This is a genomic window from Streptomyces amakusaensis (assembly GCF_039532665.1).
Lineage (GTDB): Bacteria > Actinomycetota > Actinomycetes > Streptomycetales > Streptomycetaceae > Streptomyces > Streptomyces amakusaensis.
In genome coordinates this window covers 116,511-131,969 of the sequence record NZ_BAAASB010000003.1, presented here as the reverse complement: position 1 = coordinate 131,969, position 15,459 = coordinate 116,511, and the positions used below count along the sequence as shown (strand labels likewise).

Below are 15,459 nucleotides of genomic sequence, written 5' to 3'. Positions count from 1 at the left end.
GTACACGGCCGGCCCGGCCGGACCGGAGTGGTCCGGCCAGGGCCCGTACCCCCGGATTTCGCTTTCGGGCAGGTCGCAGGCTAAAGTTCTTCTTGTTCGCAGCGCAGAGCGCGAAGAACACAAGGGGCTATAGCTCAGTTGGTAGAGCGCCTGCATGGCATGCAGGAGGTCAGGAGTTCAATTCTCCTTAGCTCCACAGAATGAAACGCACGGATCCCGTCCTCGATAGAGGGCGGGATTCGGCGTTTCACGCATCCCTTCGTGTCAACGCCGCTGACCTGCTTGCGTGGTCATGGCAGAATCGGACGGCCGGAAGGGACCACCGGCCAGAGCGGGAAGGGAACGCCATGTCGGCTCTCCTCGGCTGCCCGTCCTGCGGATCCGTGCATGTCGCCCAGGTCCTCGGCGACAACGGCGGAGTTTCTTACGTGTGTACGTCCTGCGGTCACAGCTGGAGCTGAGCGATGGGGGCACACAGGCGTAAATGCGACTGGTGCGGCAGCGGTACGCCGATTGTCCGCGACATGGATCCCATCAACCCCGAGTACCAGTACTGGTGCGAGGAGTGCGCTCGGGCGCTGATCATAAAAGGCGACCCGATCGAGACCTACCGTGAGCTGGAGGGCGAGCCGATCTACGGCCGCCTCCTCGACGAGCACTGCACCCTGAAGCGCTTCTACTCGTTCGCCACCGACTGAGAGCCGTCCGCCGCGCGGCCCGGGGGCAGCCCCGGGAGGCCCTCCGCGACAGTCGTTTTCCGGCCTTCCTCGGTGGTCGGGTCCCCCCGCGCGCCGGGTTCCTCGCGGGGTCGCGGGAACGGATTTGGTGAAGCGCGCGAGGGGGCGTTAATGTTGTCCACGTCGCCGCAACGGAGAAAAGTTCGGAACGGCGGCATCTCGCAAGGGGCTATAGCTCAGTTGGTAGAGCGCCTGCATGGCATGCAGGAGGTCAGGAGTTCAATTCTCCTTAGCTCCACAGTGAAGAAGCGGTGGGTCACCCGGTCGGGTGCCCACCGCTTCCGCGTTGCCCGCCGGCCGGACCCCTCGCCTCCCCGGGCGGCCCGCGAAGCCCCCGGGCCGTCGCGCCCGAGCCCCGGCGGTGCCCGTCCCCGCGCCCGGAACGCCCGCTGCGGTACCCTGAAGCCATGCGTGCCGTACGCCTTCTGCTTAGCGAGCCGCGCTGATCAGTCCCGGCGGATGAAGAGATCCGGTCGGAATCGGCGCGGCGTCCCCTCCTGTGTGAGGGGTCCTTTTGTTTCCGGGACACGCCCCCCGTGAACCGCTGGCAGAGACGATCGATGGAGCTTTAAGGATCATGAGCGAGACGAATTCTGCTGCTTCCGCCGCCGAGGTGGCCGCACCTCACCGCTACACGGCCGCCATGGCCGCCGATGTGGAGGCGCGCTGGCAGGACTTCTGGGACGCCGACGGCACGTACGAGGCGCCCAACCCGAGCGGGGACCTGGCCGGGGACCCCTCGGCGGTGGCCAGGCCCAAGAAGTTCATCATGGACATGTTCCCGTACCCCTCGGGCGCGGGTCTGCACGTCGGACACCCCCTGGGCTACATCGCCACGGACGTCTTCGCCCGCCATCAGCGCATGACCGGGCACAATGTGCTCCACACCCTGGGCTTCGACGCCTTCGGCCTGCCCGCCGAGCAGCACGCCGTCGCCACCGGCACCCACCCCCGGGTGTCGACCGAAGAGGCCATGGCGAACATGAAGCGCCAGCTGCGCAGGCTGGGCCTGGGCCACGACCAGCGCCGGTCGATCGCGACGATCGACCCGGAGTACTACAAGTGGACCCAGTGGATCTTCCTCCAGATCTTCAACTCCTGGTACGACGAGACCGCCCGGAAGGCCCGCCCGATCGCGGAGCTGGTGGCGCAGTTCGAGAGCGGCGAGCGCGCGGTCGAGGGCACCACGCGCCCCTGGAGTGAACTGAGCGCCGTCGAGCGCGCCGAAGCGCTGGGCCGCTACCGCCTGGCGTACGCCTCCGACGCTCCCGTCAACTGGTCCCCCGGTCTGGGCACCGTGCTGGCGAACGAGGAGGTCACCGCCGACGGCCGGTCCGAGCGCGGCAACTTCCCGGTCTTCAAGGCCAAGCTGCGCCAGTGGAACATGCGGATCACCGCCTACGCCGACCGGCTGCTGGACGATCTGGACGCCCTGGACTGGCCCGAGGCGATCAAGCTCCAGCAGCGCAACTGGATCGGCCGCTCCGAGGGCGCGCGGGTCGACTTCGCCGTGGAAGGCCACGACGACGCCAAGGTCACCGTCTTCACCACCCGCCCCGACACCCTGTTCGGCGCGACGTACATGGTGCTGGCGCCCGAGCACGGCCTGATCGACTCGATCCTGCCCGCCGAGTGGCCCCAGGGCGTCAAGGAGACGTGGACCGGCGGTGCCGCCACCCCGGCGGAGGCCGTGGCCGCGTACCGCAAGCAGGCGCAGACCAAGAGCGACGTCGAGCGCCAGACCGAGCACAAGAACAAGACCGGCGTCTTCAGCGGCGCGTACGCCGTCAACCCGGTCACCGGCACCCGTATCCCGGTCTTCGTCGCCGACTACGTCCTGATGGGCTACGGCACCGGCGCGATCATGGCCGTACCCGGCCAGGACGAGCGCGACTGGGAGTTCGCCGAGGCGTTCAGCCTGCCGATCATCCGTACCGTACGGCCGCCGGAGGGCTGGGAGGGCGAGGCCTTCACCGGCCAGGGCCCGGCGATCAACTCCTCCAACGACGAGATCTCGCTGGACGGCCTGGAGGTCGCCGAGGCCAAGGCGCGCATCACCGGCTGGCTGAACGAGCGCGGCATCGGCGAGGGCACGATCAACTTCCGGCTGCGCGACTGGCTGTTCAGCCGGCAGCGGTACTGGGGCGAGCCCTTCCCGATCGTCTACGACGAGGACGGCGTCGCGCACCCGCTGCCCGAGTCGATGCTGCCGCTGGAGCTGCCGGAGGTCGACGACTACTCGCCGCGCACCTTCGACCCCGAGGACGCCGACAGCCGGCCCGAGACCCCGCTCTCCCGCAACGCCGAGTGGGTCAATGTCACCCTCGACCTGGGCGACGGCCCCCGGCGGTACCGCCGCGAGACCAACACCATGCCCAACTGGGCCGGGTCGTGCTGGTACGAGCTGCGCTATCTGGACCCGCACAACAGCGAGCAGCTGGTCGCGCCCGACATCGAGCGCTACTGGATGGGCCCGCGCGACGGCATGCCGCACGGCGGCGTCGATCTGTACGTCGGCGGTGCCGAGCACGCCGTACTGCACCTGCTGTACGCGCGGTTCTGGTCCAAGGTCCTGTTCGACCTGGGCCACGTCTCCTCCGCCGAGCCCTTCCACAAGCTGTACAACCAGGGCATGATCCAGGCCTATGTCTACCGGGACGCCCGGGGCTTCCCGGTCCCGGCCGCCGAGGTCGAGGAGCTGCCCGACGGGACGTTCGCGTACCAGGGCGAGCCGGTCAGGCGCGAGCTGGGCAAGATGGGCAAGTCCCTGAAGAACGCCGTCACTCCGGACGAGATCGCCGCCGAGTACGGCGCGGACACCCTGCGTCTGTACGAGATGGCGATGGGCCCGCTGGACGTCTCCCGGCCCTGGGACACCCGTGCCGTCGTCGGCCAGTACCGGCTGCTCCAGCGGCTCTGGCGCAACATCGTCGACGAGTCGACCGGTGAGGTCACCGTCGTCGACGGCGAGGCGGACGTGACCGTGCTGCGCGCGCTGCACAAGGCGATCGACGGCGTCGGACAGGACATGGCGGCGCTCCGCTTCAACACGGCGATCGCCAAGATCACCGAGCTGAACAACCATCTGACGAAGGCGGGCGGTCCGCTGACCCGCGGCGTCGCCGAGAGCCTGGTGCTGCTGGTCGCGCCGCTGGCACCGCACATCGCCGAGGAGCTGTGGCGCAAGCTGGGCCACACCGACTCCGTGGTGCACCAGGACTTCCCGGTCGCCGACCCGGCGTATGTCGTGGACGAGTCCGTGATCTGCGTGGTGCAGATCAAGGGCAAGGTCAAGGCGCGGCTCGAAGTCTCCCCGTCGATCTCCGACGCGGAGCTGGAGGCGCTGGCGCTGGGCGACGCGGGAGTGGTCGCGGCGCTCGCCGGCGCGGGCATCCGCAAGGTGATCGTGCGCGCGCCCAAGCTGGTCAACATCGTCCCCGAGTAGTCCTGCCGGGTCTCCCCGGCGGCGATCCCCCGGGGTTACCCCTACGGGCAGGTTGGGGGTTCTGGTGGAACCCCCGGCCTGCCCGTTGCGTTTACGGTGGAGGAAGCACAATCGACGTACGCAGCCGGCGCACACAGCCGACGCCGAAAGGGTCCGCATGGATGTCGTGATCACGATACTGGCGCTGCTCGCCATCGCCTTGGTGGCGCTGGGGGTGTACGCCACAGTGAAGGCGGTCGGCGTCGCCAAGCGCGGTGTGGAGCGCACGGTCACGCAGGCCCGCCGCACGGTCGAGGACACCACGCTGCGTGCCAAGAGCCTGGGCCAGGTCGGTGTCGCCGGAGAGCTGGCGCAGCTGCGGCTGTCGCTGCGCACCTCGATGAGGGCCACTCAGGACGCCCTTCAGGCGGGGGCGTCGGAAGACGCCTCGCTCTCCGAGACCATCGTCCTCTTCGAGCGGCTGAGTGTGCACGGCCGTGAGCTGGACGACGAGCTGAAGCGCCTGGAGCGCGAGCCCGACCGGTCGACGGTGGCCTCCCGGCTGCCCGACCTCCGTGAGCGCACGGAGCGGATCACGCACTCCGCGGAGTCTCTGCGCTGGGCGGCGCGGGACCGCGCGCGGAAGTTCGCCGACGACGATCTGGACCTGCTCAGCTCCGAGATCGACATGGAGGCCGGGGCGCTGCGCCACTGGTCGGAGACCGAGAGCGGAACTGGAACCGGAACTGGGACCACTGGAACCGGGGGGAGCCGGCCGCAGGCGGGGTCCGCCGGTACGGCGGGCTTCGACGCGGCTGCGGAGACCCCTGCCGGGGCCCCCGGACCGGCCGCGGAGCCTCAGGCGATCACCGCGCGTGACCCCCGGCAGCGGACCGTGTACTCCTGGGAGAAGACCGACCGCCCCGAGCCCGAGACCAGGAACTGACCGGGCGGACGGCGGGCCGGGGCCGTGGCGGCGATGCGGGCCGGGGCGGCGGCGGTGGCCCGGTCCGGACCCAGGCTGCCGTGCGGTGCCCGTGACCGGTAACCTCCCGCTCATGTCCCGCCATGTCGCGATCGTCACCGATTCCACGGCCTACCTGCCGCCGCCGGCGATGGAACGCCACGGCATCGTGGCGGTGCCGTTGACCGTCGTCCTCGGCGGCCGCCCCTTCGAAGAGGGCACCGAGATCTCGGCCCGTTCGCTCGCGCAGGCGTTGCAGAAACGACGCTCGGTGACCACATCGCGGCCGAGCCCCGAAACCTTCGCCGAGGTCTACCGTGCCGCCGCGACGGCCGGGGCGACCGGAATCGTCTCGCTGCATCTCTCCGCGGAGATGTCCGGCACCTATGACGCCGCGGTGCTCGCCGCCAAGGACGCACCCGTGCCCGTGCATGTCGTGGACACAGGGATGGTCGCGATGGCCCTCGGGTTCTGCGCGCTCGCGGCGGCCGAGACCGCAGAGAGCGGCGGCTCCCCCGACGAGGTGGTGGCCACCGCGGAGAAACGCGCCTCGGGCACCTCCGCCCACTTCTACGTCGACAGCCTGGACTATCTGCGGCGCGGCGGCCGGATCGGGGCCGCGCAGGCCCTGCTGGGCTCGGCGCTGGCGGTGAAGCCGCTGCTGCGGCTGGACGGCGGGCGGATCGAACTGCTGGAGAAGGTGCGCACCGCGTCCAAGGCGATCGCCCGGCTGGAGGAGCTCGCCGTCGAGCAGGCGGGCGCGAGCGGCGTGGACATCGCGGTGCACCATCTGGCCGCCCCCGAGCGGGCCGAGGCGCTCGCGGACCGGCTGCGGGAGCGGGTGCCGGGGCTGGTCGATCTCCATGTCAGCGAGGTGGGCGCGGTGATCGGGGCGCACACCGGGCCGGGGCTGCTGGGCGCGGTGGTCTCGCCGCGCTGAAGCCGGCGCCACCGGTCGGAACACCCGCCCAGGGCCCCGGAAGGGTGACGGAGTTTTCCACAACGCCGTTGTTCTCCACCGGAATCCGGCCTGCTCGGCGGGTTCCGGCGCGGGACCCTACCGTCCTGTTCATGGCTCCTCGATCACGATCCGCGACCAGCGGGCCGGGCCGCGCCCCGGCCTCCGACAGCCGTGCCCGTGCCAGACGCGGCGCGGCTCCCGGACCGGGCCGCACGGCCCGGGGACCGGCCCGTGCGCTCTCCCGCGTACGGGGCGGCCGGATCGCCGCCGGGCCGCCCCGGCCGTGGGGGCCCGCAGGGCTCTGGTCCGCGGCCGACGGTGCCACCGGCACCCCCACCGATCCCCGTCCGCATCCCCGCGCGGACGCGGACGCCGAGGCACCGAAGGGCCCGGCTCCGGAGCCGAAGGCGGCCTCCGCGACCGGTGGGCGGTGGCGGCCGGGCCCGGCGCTGCGGGAGCGGCTGCCGCTGTGGATCCAGCTCCACTGCGGACTCAGGCCCAGGACCCTGGCCGCCCTGTCCGTCCTCCTCGTCGCGGCCGTCCTCCTCGCCCTCCAGCACTTCTGGGCCGGCCGGCCGCAGAGCGTACGAGCCCCGGAGCAGGTCCGCCCCGGAGTGTCGGCCTCGCTGCCGCAGGCGCGCGCGACACCGACGGCCGGGCCCGGTGGGGCCGGGCGGGTCGTCGTCGACGTCGGGGGCGAGGTCCGGCGGCCGGGAGTGCTCCGGCTGCCCGCAGGCTCCCGGGTCGCCGACGCGCTGCGGGCCGCCGGGGGAGTCACCCCGGGCGCGGATCTGACCGGGCTCAACCGGGCCCGGGTGCTCATCGACGGCGAGCAGGTCGTCGTGGGCGCGCCGCCCGCCCAGACGGCCCCGCCGGCTCCCGGCACGGGCACGGCGGCCCCCGGGACGTCCCCCGGTCCGCTGAGCCTCAGCACCGCCACCGCCGACCAGCTGGACGCGCTGCCGGGGGTGGGCCCGGTGCTGGCGCGGCACATCATCGACTACCGCACCCGCCAGGGCGGATTCCGTTCCGTCGACCAACTGCGGGAGGTGGAGGGGATCGGCGACCGCCGGTTCACGGACCTTCAGCCGCTGGTACGGCCATGAGCGGCCGCGACCCGGTGACGCCCGCCGCGCCGCGCCCCCGCCGGGCGGTGCACGCCGCGTCGGGCCGCCGACTGGGCGCGGCGGACCCGCGCCAGGAGGGGCCGGCCGATCTCCGGCTGGTGCCCCCTGCCCTGGCCGCGTGGGCGGCCTCCGCCGTGGCCGTGGGCGCCCCGGGACGGTGGACGGCGGTCGCCGTGACGCTCTGCGTCGTCCTCGCCGCCGCGGCGCTCCGGCGGGCACGCCAGGCCCCTCCCGCCGGTTCACCGGACCCGGGGGGCCGACGGCCGCGCGCGAGGGCCAACGCCACCGCGCTCGCGGCGGTCCTGCTCTGCGCCGCCGCCGGAGCCACCACCGCCGGGCTGTACGGGGCGGATCTGCGGCGCGGCCCGCTGCCCGCCCTGGCCCAGCGGTACGCCCACGCCACCGTGGAGCTGACGGTCGACTCCGACCCCCGCCTCACCCGCCCCCGGGCCGTCGGCGGCCAGGGCGCGGCGAGAGCCCTGGTCTTCGACGCGCGGGCGACCAGGGTCACCGCCTCCGACGGGACGGCCACCCGCGTCCGGACGCCCGTGCTGGCGGTGGTGCGGCCGGGGCTCTCCCGGAAAGACCTCGCCCGCTGGCAGCGGCTGCTGCCCTCGACCCGGCTGCGCCTGGCCGGCCGGCTCGCGCCCCCGCTCGACGGGGACGACCGGTTCGCCGCCGTCCTGAGAGTGAGAGGAGACCGCCCGGAGATCACCGGAGGACCCACCGCCGCGCAGCGCGCCGCCGGAGAACTCAGAGCCGGGCTGCGCCGCGCCTCCGACGGGCTCTCCCCGGACGCCCGCGCCCTGTTGCCCGGACTGGTCGTCGGAGACACCTCCCGGATCGCCCCGGACCTCCAGCGGGCCTTCGAGGCCACCGATCTGACACATCTGCTCGCCGTCTCCGGAAGCAACCTCACCATCCTCCTCATGGTGCTCGTCGGACCACCGGGCAGAGCGCTCCGCGCCGAGCGGGGCGGGCTCGCGCCCCGGCTGGGCATCACCCTGCGCGGGACAGCCCTCGCCGGAGGGGCGCTGACGCTCGCCTTCGTGGTCGTGTGCAGACCCGAGCCGAGCGTCCTCAGAGCAGCCGCCTGCGGGGCGCTCACCCTGCTCGCGATCGGCACCGGCCGCCGCCGCTCCCTTATTCCCGCGCTCGCCGCAGCCGTGCTCCTGCTGGTCCTCTGCCTCCCGGAGCTGTCCCGCAGCTACGGCTTCCTGCTCTCCGTGCTGGCCACCGGCGCGCTGCTCACCGTCGCACCCGGCTGGAGCGCGGCCCTGTGCCGCCGGGGCGTGCCGCCGAGGCTCGCGGAGGCGCTGGCGGCCGCCGGGGCGGCACAGGCGGTGTGCGCCCCCGTGGTCGCGGTCTTCGCCGCCCGGGTCAGCCTGGTCGCGATCCCCAGCAATCTGATCGCCGAGTTCGCCGTGGCCCCGGCCACCGTCCTGGGCTTCGCCGCGCTCGCCGCCGCCACGGTGTCCATGCCGGCGGCCGAGGCGCTCGCCCGTCTCGCGGGCTGGCCCGCCGACTGGATCGCCTCGGTCGCCCGGGCCGGGGCGTCACTGCCGGGAGCCGAGCTGGCCTGGCCGGACGGCTGGCGCGGCGGGCTGCTGCTCGCGGCGGTCACCGCGCTGGGATTGCTCACCGTCCGCCGGCTGCGGCATCACCCCTGGACGGCCGTCGGCTGCGCCTTGCTGCTCCTGCTCGCGATCCTCCGCCCGGCCCCGCTGACCAGGGCCGTCACCGGCTGGCCGCCGCCCGGCTGGACATTCGCCCTGTGCGATGTGGGTCAGGGCGACGCCGCGGTGCTCGCGGCGGGCGACGGCACGGCGGTGGTGGTGGACGTGGGGCCCGACCCGGAGCTGATGGATCGCTGTCTGCGTGATCTGGGGGTCAGGGCGATCCCGCTGATCGTGCTGACGCACTTCCACGCCGACCATGTCAGAGGGCTGCCCGGAGCGCTGCGGGGCCGGGCGGTCGGCGCGGTGCAGACCACGACGCTCGAAGAGCCCAGGGAGCAGAGCGCGTTCGTCCGCAGGGTCGCGGCGGGGGCGGGAGTGCCGCTGGTACGGGCGGCGGCGGGGGAGCGGCGGCGCGCCGGGCGGCTGGAGTGGCGGGTGCTCTGGCCGGATCCCGGTCCCGCCCCGGACCTGACGACACCCGGCGGACCGCCGGTGGTGGAGCCCAACGACGCCAGCGTCACCATGCTCGCGCGGATCGACGACGGCCCGACCCTGCTGCTCCTCGGGGACCTGGAACCGCCGGCCCAGCGGGAGCTGCTGCTCGCCCATCCCGCGCTGCCGCCGGTGGACGTCCTCAAGGTGGCTCACCACGGATCCGCTCAGCAGCACCCCGCCCTGCTGCACGCCGTGCGCCCGAGGATGGCTCTGATCTCGGCGGGCCGGGACAACACCTACGGCCATCCCTCTCCGCTCACCGTGGCCGCCCTCCAGGCCCGGGGAGCCGTGGTGCTGAGCACCGACCGGTCCGGGCCGATCGCGGTCACCGGAGCGGGCCCGGGGCTGCGGGCGCATCCGCGCCGGGAGAGCCCGGGAGGGGATGCCGGGGCTGTTCGGTCAGACCAGCCAGACACCGTCCCGCATCAGGTCCCGGCCGGCGATCTCGTTCACCTCGCGCCAGGCCTTCACAGTCGACGGAGTCACCCGGAGGAAGACCCAGGGCTTCTGCAGACGGGGGTCCCACCCCTGCTGCTTGACCGTGAACGCCTCGGCCGACTCGGGCTCCAGGTCCGCCCCCTCCACCACCTCGGCGGTGCCCTCGATCAGCACCACGTCCCTGGTGTGCCCCAGAGTGAGGACCATCCGTCCGGTCGGGGTCACATTGCGCGCGGTCGGGTTCGTCCGCCGGGTGGACATCAGCAGCGTCTGCCGGTCCCAGACGAACGACAGCGGCACCAGGGTGGGCTCACCCGCCCCCGCCGCGGTGGCCACCCAGACGTCCTCCTCCGTCTCCAGCTTCGCCAGTACGTCCCGCTTGCGCTGCTCCGGCGTGCGCGCCGGCTCCCTCTCAACGGTCATTCCCCGCACGGTAGTCGGCCCGGCCCCCCTCGCGCCTCCGACGCAGGTCCTAAGACCGGAAGACCATGGTGCGCGGCGCGCCCCGGGCGCAGACTGATCACATGGACGCATACCTTCGCCGTATCGGGGCCGAGCGCCCCCGCCGTGCCGACCTCGAAGCCCTCCGCGATCTCCAAGTGCGGCACCTGCTGGCCGTCCCCTTCGAGAATCTCTCGGTCCATTTACGCGAGGAGATCGTGCTGGAGGAGGCGGCGCTCGTCGCCAAGGTGGTGGAGCGGCGGCGCGGCGGCTTCTGCTACGAACTCAACGGGGCGTTCGCCGCGCTGCTGCGCGACCTCGGGTTCGGGGTCGGTCTGTTGCAGGCCCAGGTCTACGACGAGAACGGTCTGCTCGGCATCCCCTACGACCATCTCGCCCTGCTGGTGGAGACGGAGGACGGCGGGCGGTGGCTCGTCGACGTGGGGTTCGGCGACAACTCGCACCACCCGCTGGCGTTCGACGAGCGGGGGGACCAGAAGGACCCCGCCGGGACCTTCAGGATCATCGCCACCGACGAGGGCGACCTCGATGTGCACCGGGACGGGAAGCCCCAGTACCGACTGGAGACCAGGCCGCACCCGCTCCAGGACTTCCGGGGCGGTGCCTGGTGGCACAGCACATCGCCCCGGTCGCCCTTCCTCAAGTCCCTGGTCTGCTCCAGGCTCACCGCCGACGGCCGGGTCACCCTCAGCGGGCGCGAGCTGGTCCGCACCGTGCGCGGCGAGCGCGGGCGGGAGCGGCTGGCCGACGACGCGGCGGTCCTGGCCGCCTACCGCGACCACTTCGGGCTGCTGCTCGACCGGCTTCCGCCCGATCCGCGCGAGTCCGGCGGGCAGAGCCCGTGGGACGAGCTGGGCGGCCCGGGCGCCTAGAAGGCCGGGAGCGGCCGGGCCCGCGCCGGGCCCGGCCGCTCAGGGGGCCTCCAGCCACCCGTCGTACTCGGCGACGAGCGCGTCGAGGGCGGCGGGGTCCAGCCGGGCTGCGGGGTCCTCCACCACGACCAGCCACTGGGCGTCCTCGGCGTCGTCCTCGCCGGCCAGCGCGTCCCGCACCAGCTGGGGTTCCTCGGCCACACCGAAGCCGTCGGCCAGCTCCCGCGCCACCTCCTCGGCGGCGTCGCGGTCGGGCAGCACCAGTACATGTCGTCCATCGCTCACCCCCGTATTCTCCGGCACGCCGGAGGGTGTCAGTGGCCCGTGGGATGCTGGACGCGATGGCCACCAGGAAGAATTCGACCGACGATCCGCTCGCCCCCGTCACGCTCGCCGTGGGCCAGGAGGATCTGCTTCTCGACCGCGCGGTGCGACAGGTGGTGGCGGCGGCGCGCGCCGCCGACGCCGACACCGATGTGCGCGACCTCACCGCCGACCAGCTTCAGCCGGGCACCCTCGCCGAGCTGACGAGCCCGTCGCTCTTCGCCGAGCGCAAAGTCGTGATCGTGCGGAACGCCCAGGATCTGTCCGCCGACACGATCAAGGACATCAAGGGGTATCTCTCCGCTCCGGTGGAGGAGATCACCCTGGTCCTGCTCCACCCCGGGGGCGCGAAGGGCAAGGGGCTGCTGGACGCCGCCCGCAAGGCCGGGGCGCGCGAGGTCGCCTGTCCCAAGACGACCAAGCCCGCCGAGCGGCTCTCCTTCGTGCGGTCCGAGTTCCGGACCCTGGGCCGGTCGGCGACGCCGGAGGCGTGCCAGGCGCTGGTGGACTCCATCGGGAGCGATCTCCGGGAGCTGGCCAGCGCGGTGTCACAGCTGGTGGCGGATGTCGAGGGCACGATCGACGAGGCCGTCGTCGGCCGCTACTACACGGGCCGGGCCGAGGCCTCCAGCTTCACCGTCGCCGACCGGGCGGTGGAGGGGCGGGCGGCCGAGGCGCTGGAGGCGCTGCGGTGGTCGCTCTCGACCGGGGTCGCGCCCGTGCTGATCACCAGTGCGCTGGCCCAGGGGGTGCGGGCGATCGGGAAGCTCTCCTCCGCGCGGGGCGGCCGGCCGGCCGATCTGGCCCGGGAGCTGGGGATGCCGCCCTGGAAGATCGACAGGGTGCGTCAGCAGATGCGGGGATGGACGCCGGACGGGGTGGCGGTGGCGCTGCGGGCGGTCGCGGAGGCGGACGCGGGGGTGAAGGGCGGCGGGGACGATCCGGAGTACGCGCTGGAGAAGGCCGTCGTGGCCATCGCCCGCGCCGCCCGGGCCCGCGCCTGACCCCTGGCGCGGCGGCCGGGCACGGCCCGGGACCCACAGCGGGCCCCGGGCATGCCGAAGGCCCCCGGTCCCGGTTCCTCCGTCCTGGGGAAGGACGGGAGAAGAAGGGATCAGGGGCCTTGGCGAGGTCTTGCGGTGGACTCGCACCCGCGTGGCGAACGCAGGTCCAAGTGCGAGTCCGGGGGGATGCCGGTCGGGGAGCGGATGAGAGAGGGCCCGCTCGGGTCCGTCCGGCGATCAAGTCGTCCGGCGATTCACCCCGGAGGGCGCCGCGCCGGAGTCACAGCAAGAGTGCTCAGCCCTGCAGGGAGACCAGCTTGGACGCCAGCGCCGACTTCTTGTTGGCGGCGGCGTTCTTGTGGATGACACCCTTGGAGACAGCCTTGTCGAGCTTGCGGGTGGCCTCGCGAGTGGCCGCAGTGGCCTTCTCGACGTCGCCCGCGGCAGCGGCCTCACGGGCCTTGCGGATAGCGGTCTTGAGCGAAGACTTGACGGCCTTGTTGCGCAGGCGCGCCTTCTCGTTCGTCTTGTTCCGCTTGATCTGGGACTTGATGTTCGCCACGAAAGAGCCTTCTCAGGTTCGATTGATCTTCGATGAGCGTCTCGTGCGCCATGGAATACACCAGGGAATGAGACACAGCTAGCCAGGCTACCAGCAGCATCAGCGGCGGCCCAAACCGGCCGCAGTCCCTCACCCGTGGGACGATGGGGGCTACGTATCGATCCGCCATCGCCCGAGACGAGACGCCCCGCGTCTCAAGAATCAGGACCCTGCGTGCCCGCGACTCCTTCCAACGTGCCCGAGCCGAGCCGTACAGACCCGGCGCTGATCCGCAATTTCTGCATCATCGCGCACATCGACCACGGCAAGTCCACGCTTGCCGACCGGATGCTTCAGCTGACCGGTGTGGTCGACCAGCGGCAGATGCGTGCTCAGTATCTCGACCGGATGGACATCGAGCGCGAGCGCGGCATCACGATCAAGTCCCAGGCCGTCCGGCTGCCCTGGGCCCCCAAGGAGGGCGAAGGCCAGGGCACGACCCACATCCTCAACATGATCGACACCCCGGGGCACGTGGACTTCACCTATGAGGTCTCCCGTTCCCTGGCCGCCTGTGAAGGCACGATCCTGCTGGTGGACGCGGCCCAGGGCATCGAGGCGCAGACCCTCGCCAACCTCTATCTGGCGATGGAGAACGATCTCGCCATCGTTCCCGTCCTCAACAAGATCGACCTTCCGGCCGCCCAGCCGGAGAAGTTCGCCGAGGAGCTGGCCAACCTGGTCGGCTGCGACCCGGACGATGTGCTGAAGGTCTCGGCGAAGACCGGTCTCGGCGTCGAGGCGCTGCTCGACCGTGTGGTGCGCGAGGTCCCCGCCCCCGTCGGGGTCGTCGACGCCCCCGCCCGCGCCATGATCTTCGACTCGGTCTATGACTCCTACCGGGGCGTCGTCACCTATGTGCGAGTCATCGACGGCCAGCTCGGCAAGCGCGAGCGGATCCGGATGATGTCCACCGGCGCGACCCACGAGCTGCTGGAGATCGGCACCAACTCGCCCGAGATGCTCCCGGCCGACGGCCTCGGCGTCGGCGAGGTCGGCTATCTGATCACCGGTGTGAAGGACGTCCGGCAGTCCAAGGTCGGCGACACCATCACGCAGCAGCACAAGGGAGCCACCGAGGCGCTCGGCGGCTACAAGGATCCCAAGCCGATGGTGTTCTCCGGCCTCTACCCGCTGGACGGCTCCGACTACCCGGAGCTGCGCGACGCCCTCGACAAGCTCCAGCTCAACGACGCCGCGCTGGTCTACGAGCCGGAGACCTCCGCCGCGCTCGGCTTCGGCTTCCGCGTCGGCTTCCTCGGTCTGCTGCACCTGGATGTGATCCGGGAGCGGCTGGAGCGCGAGTTCGGCCTCGATCTGATCGCCACCGCGCCCAACGTGGTCTACCGCGTCCTCATGGAGGACGGGACCGAGCACACGGTCACCAACCCGAGCGAGTTCCCCGAGGGCAAGATCTCGGACGTGTACGAGCCCGTCGTCCGGGCCACCATCCTCGCGCCCAGCGAGTTCATCGGCGCGATCATGGAGCTGTGCCAGACCCGCCGGGGCACCCTCATCGGCATGGACTATCTCTCCGAGGACCGGGTCGAGATCCGCTACACCCTCCCCCTCGCCGAGATCGTCTTCGACTTCTTCGACCAGCTGAAGTCCAAGACCCGCGGCTATGCCTCGCTCGACTACGAGCCCACCGGCGAGCAGGCCTCCAGCCTGGTCAAGGTGGACATCCTGCTCCACGGCGACAAGGTCGACGCGTTCTCCGCGGTCACCCACAAGGACGCCGCGTACGCCTATGGCGTGCGGCTCGTCGCCAAGCTGCGCGAGCTGATCCCCCGGCAGGCCTTCGAGGTGCCGATCCAGGCCGCCATCGGCTCGCGGGTCATCGCCCGTGAGACCATCCGCGCCATCCGCAAGGACGTCCTCGCCAAGTGCTACGGCGGTGACATCTCCCGTAAGCGGAAGCTGCTGGAGAAGCAGAAGGAGGGCAAGAAGCGGATGAAGATGGTCGGCAGCGTGGAGGTTCCGCAGGACGCCTTCATCGCCGTCCTCTCCAGTGACGAGAGCGGCGGCAAGAGCAAGAAGTAGCCACCGCTGCTCACCCGTCACGGGCCCGTCACGCACCCACGACGCGCCCGCGACTCACCCGGGACACGCCCCGGGCAGGACCGGAGTAATTCGTTCCGCAGAGGGTCGCCCCTTTCCCGCAGCGGCGGGGAGAAGCGTGGGGAAAGCGTCCGTCCCATCCCCGGGGCGGGCGCTTTCGCCGTCTCCGGAGCCGTCCGGACAGCCCCCTCCGTCCCCCGCCGGGCCGTGTTCTTCGTTATCAAGCGGCAGCCCGCATCCCCTTACGCACCGGCAGAGTGCGCTCTACTCTGATCACGGCTCGTTGGTTACTCGCCAGTTAAAGAGCCAG

Annotated in this window: 11 protein-coding genes, 2 tRNA genes and 1 pseudogene; 11 read left to right on the top strand and 3 right to left on the bottom strand. The window is 72.0% G+C overall.

Translation table 11 applies throughout. The features are described 5' to 3' along the window. Positions 1 to 123: 123 nt before the first annotated feature. The 8 genes and pseudogenes from ABD371_RS05765 to ABD371_RS05730 all read left to right on the top strand — a co-directional run. A tRNA-Ala gene (locus ABD371_RS05765) sits at positions 124 to 196 on the top strand. Between the two features lie 268 nt (positions 197 to 464). After that, positions 465 to 698 carry a hypothetical protein gene (locus ABD371_RS05760; RefSeq protein WP_190122700.1) on the top strand — a complete coding sequence of 78 codons (234 nt, stop codon included), beginning with the start codon at positions 465 to 467 and terminating at the stop codon, positions 696 to 698. Between the two features lie 204 nt (positions 699 to 902). Beyond that, a tRNA-Ala gene (locus ABD371_RS05755) sits at positions 903 to 975 on the top strand. Between the two features lie 339 nt (positions 976 to 1,314). After that, positions 1,315 to 4,182 carry a leucine--tRNA ligase gene (leuS, locus tag ABD371_RS05750; RefSeq protein WP_344473440.1) on the top strand — a complete coding sequence of 956 codons (2,868 nt, stop codon included), beginning with the start codon at positions 1,315 to 1,317 and terminating at the stop codon, positions 4,180 to 4,182. A 157-nt stretch (positions 4,183 to 4,339) separates the two neighbouring features. Beyond that, a complete protein-coding gene (locus ABD371_RS05745; RefSeq protein WP_344473438.1) occupies positions 4,340 to 5,107 on the top strand; it encodes a hypothetical protein in 768 nt (255 codons plus the stop codon). A gap of 112 nt (positions 5,108 to 5,219) precedes the next feature. Beyond that, on the top strand, positions 5,220 to 6,065 hold the full coding sequence (locus tag ABD371_RS05740; RefSeq protein WP_344473436.1) for a DegV family protein: 846 nt from the start codon (positions 5,220 to 5,222) through the stop codon (positions 6,063 to 6,065). Between the two features lie 131 nt (positions 6,066 to 6,196). Further along, complete coding sequence (locus tag ABD371_RS05735; protein WP_344473434.1) at positions 6,197 to 7,192, top strand: helix-hairpin-helix domain-containing protein; 996 nt, start codon at positions 6,197 to 6,199, stop codon at positions 7,190 to 7,192. After that, positions 7,189 to 9,750, top strand: a pseudogene (locus ABD371_RS05730) (ComEC/Rec2 family competence protein); the annotation flags it as partial. The gene ABD371_RS05735 and the pseudogene ABD371_RS05730, both read left to right, overlap by 4 nt. A 36-nt stretch (positions 9,751 to 9,786) precedes the next feature. On the opposite strand, the gene ABD371_RS05725 reads toward ABD371_RS05730, so the two are convergent. Continuing rightward, the gene (locus tag ABD371_RS05725) at positions 9,787 to 10,248 is read right to left on the bottom strand and encodes a pyridoxamine 5'-phosphate oxidase family protein (protein WP_344473432.1); all 462 of its coding nucleotides are present in this window, start codon (positions 10,246 to 10,248) and stop codon (positions 9,787 to 9,789) included. A 101-nt stretch (positions 10,249 to 10,349) separates the two neighbouring features. Between ABD371_RS05725 and ABD371_RS05720 the strand changes: the two genes are divergently transcribed. Further along, positions 10,350 to 11,159, top strand: a complete 810-nt coding sequence (locus ABD371_RS05720; RefSeq protein ID WP_344473430.1) for an arylamine N-acetyltransferase family protein — start codon at positions 10,350 to 10,352, stop codon at positions 11,157 to 11,159. Between the two features lie 39 nt (positions 11,160 to 11,198). Here the strand turns inward: ABD371_RS05720 and ABD371_RS05715 are convergent, their stop codons facing one another. Beyond that, positions 11,199 to 11,444 (bottom strand): hypothetical protein, encoded by a 246-nt coding sequence (locus tag ABD371_RS05715; protein ID WP_344473428.1) that lies wholly within the window; start codon positions 11,442 to 11,444, stop codon positions 11,199 to 11,201. 56 nt (positions 11,445 to 11,500) lie between these two features. On the opposite strand from ABD371_RS05715, the gene holA reads away from it, so the two are divergent. Further along, on the top strand, positions 11,501 to 12,487 hold the full coding sequence (gene holA, locus ABD371_RS05710; protein ID WP_344473425.1) for a DNA polymerase III subunit delta: 987 nt from the start codon (positions 11,501 to 11,503) through the stop codon (positions 12,485 to 12,487). A 295-nt stretch (positions 12,488 to 12,782) separates the two neighbouring features. On the opposite strand, the gene rpsT is transcribed toward holA, so the two are convergent. Next, positions 12,783 to 13,049: a 30S ribosomal protein S20 gene (gene rpsT, locus ABD371_RS05705; protein WP_190122709.1), complete on the bottom strand. Its 267-nt coding sequence runs from the start codon at positions 13,047 to 13,049 to the stop codon at positions 12,783 to 12,785. A gap of 213 nt (positions 13,050 to 13,262) precedes the next feature. Between rpsT and lepA the strand changes: the two genes are divergently transcribed. After that, positions 13,263 to 15,131, top strand: coding sequence for a translation elongation factor 4 (lepA, locus tag ABD371_RS05700; RefSeq protein WP_344473421.1), 1,869 nt, complete (start codon positions 13,263 to 13,265; stop codon positions 15,129 to 15,131). Positions 15,132 to 15,459 lie beyond the last annotated feature (328 nt).

Bases quoted from the DNA above. Each gene is read 5' to 3' on its own strand.
- ABD371_RS05760 (WP_190122700.1), top strand. From the start codon at position 465: ATGGGGGCACACAGGCGTAAATGCGACTGGTGCGGCAGCGGTACGCCG.
- ABD371_RS05725 (WP_344473432.1), bottom strand. From the start codon at position 10,248: ATGACCGTTGAGAGGGAGCCGGCGCGCACGCCGGAGCAGCGCAAGCGG.
- leuS (WP_344473440.1), top strand. From the start codon at position 1,315: ATGAGCGAGACGAATTCTGCTGCTTCCGCCGCCGAGGTGGCCGCACCT.
- ABD371_RS05745 (WP_344473438.1), top strand. From the start codon at position 4,340: ATGGATGTCGTGATCACGATACTGGCGCTGCTCGCCATCGCCTTGGTG.
- ABD371_RS05720 (WP_344473430.1), top strand. From the start codon at position 10,350: ATGGACGCATACCTTCGCCGTATCGGGGCCGAGCGCCCCCGCCGTGCC.
- ABD371_RS05735 (WP_344473434.1), top strand. From the start codon at position 6,197: ATGGCTCCTCGATCACGATCCGCGACCAGCGGGCCGGGCCGCGCCCCG.
- holA (WP_344473425.1), top strand. From the start codon at position 11,501: ATGGCCACCAGGAAGAATTCGACCGACGATCCGCTCGCCCCCGTCACG.
- ABD371_RS05740 (WP_344473436.1), top strand. From the start codon at position 5,220: ATGTCCCGCCATGTCGCGATCGTCACCGATTCCACGGCCTACCTGCCG.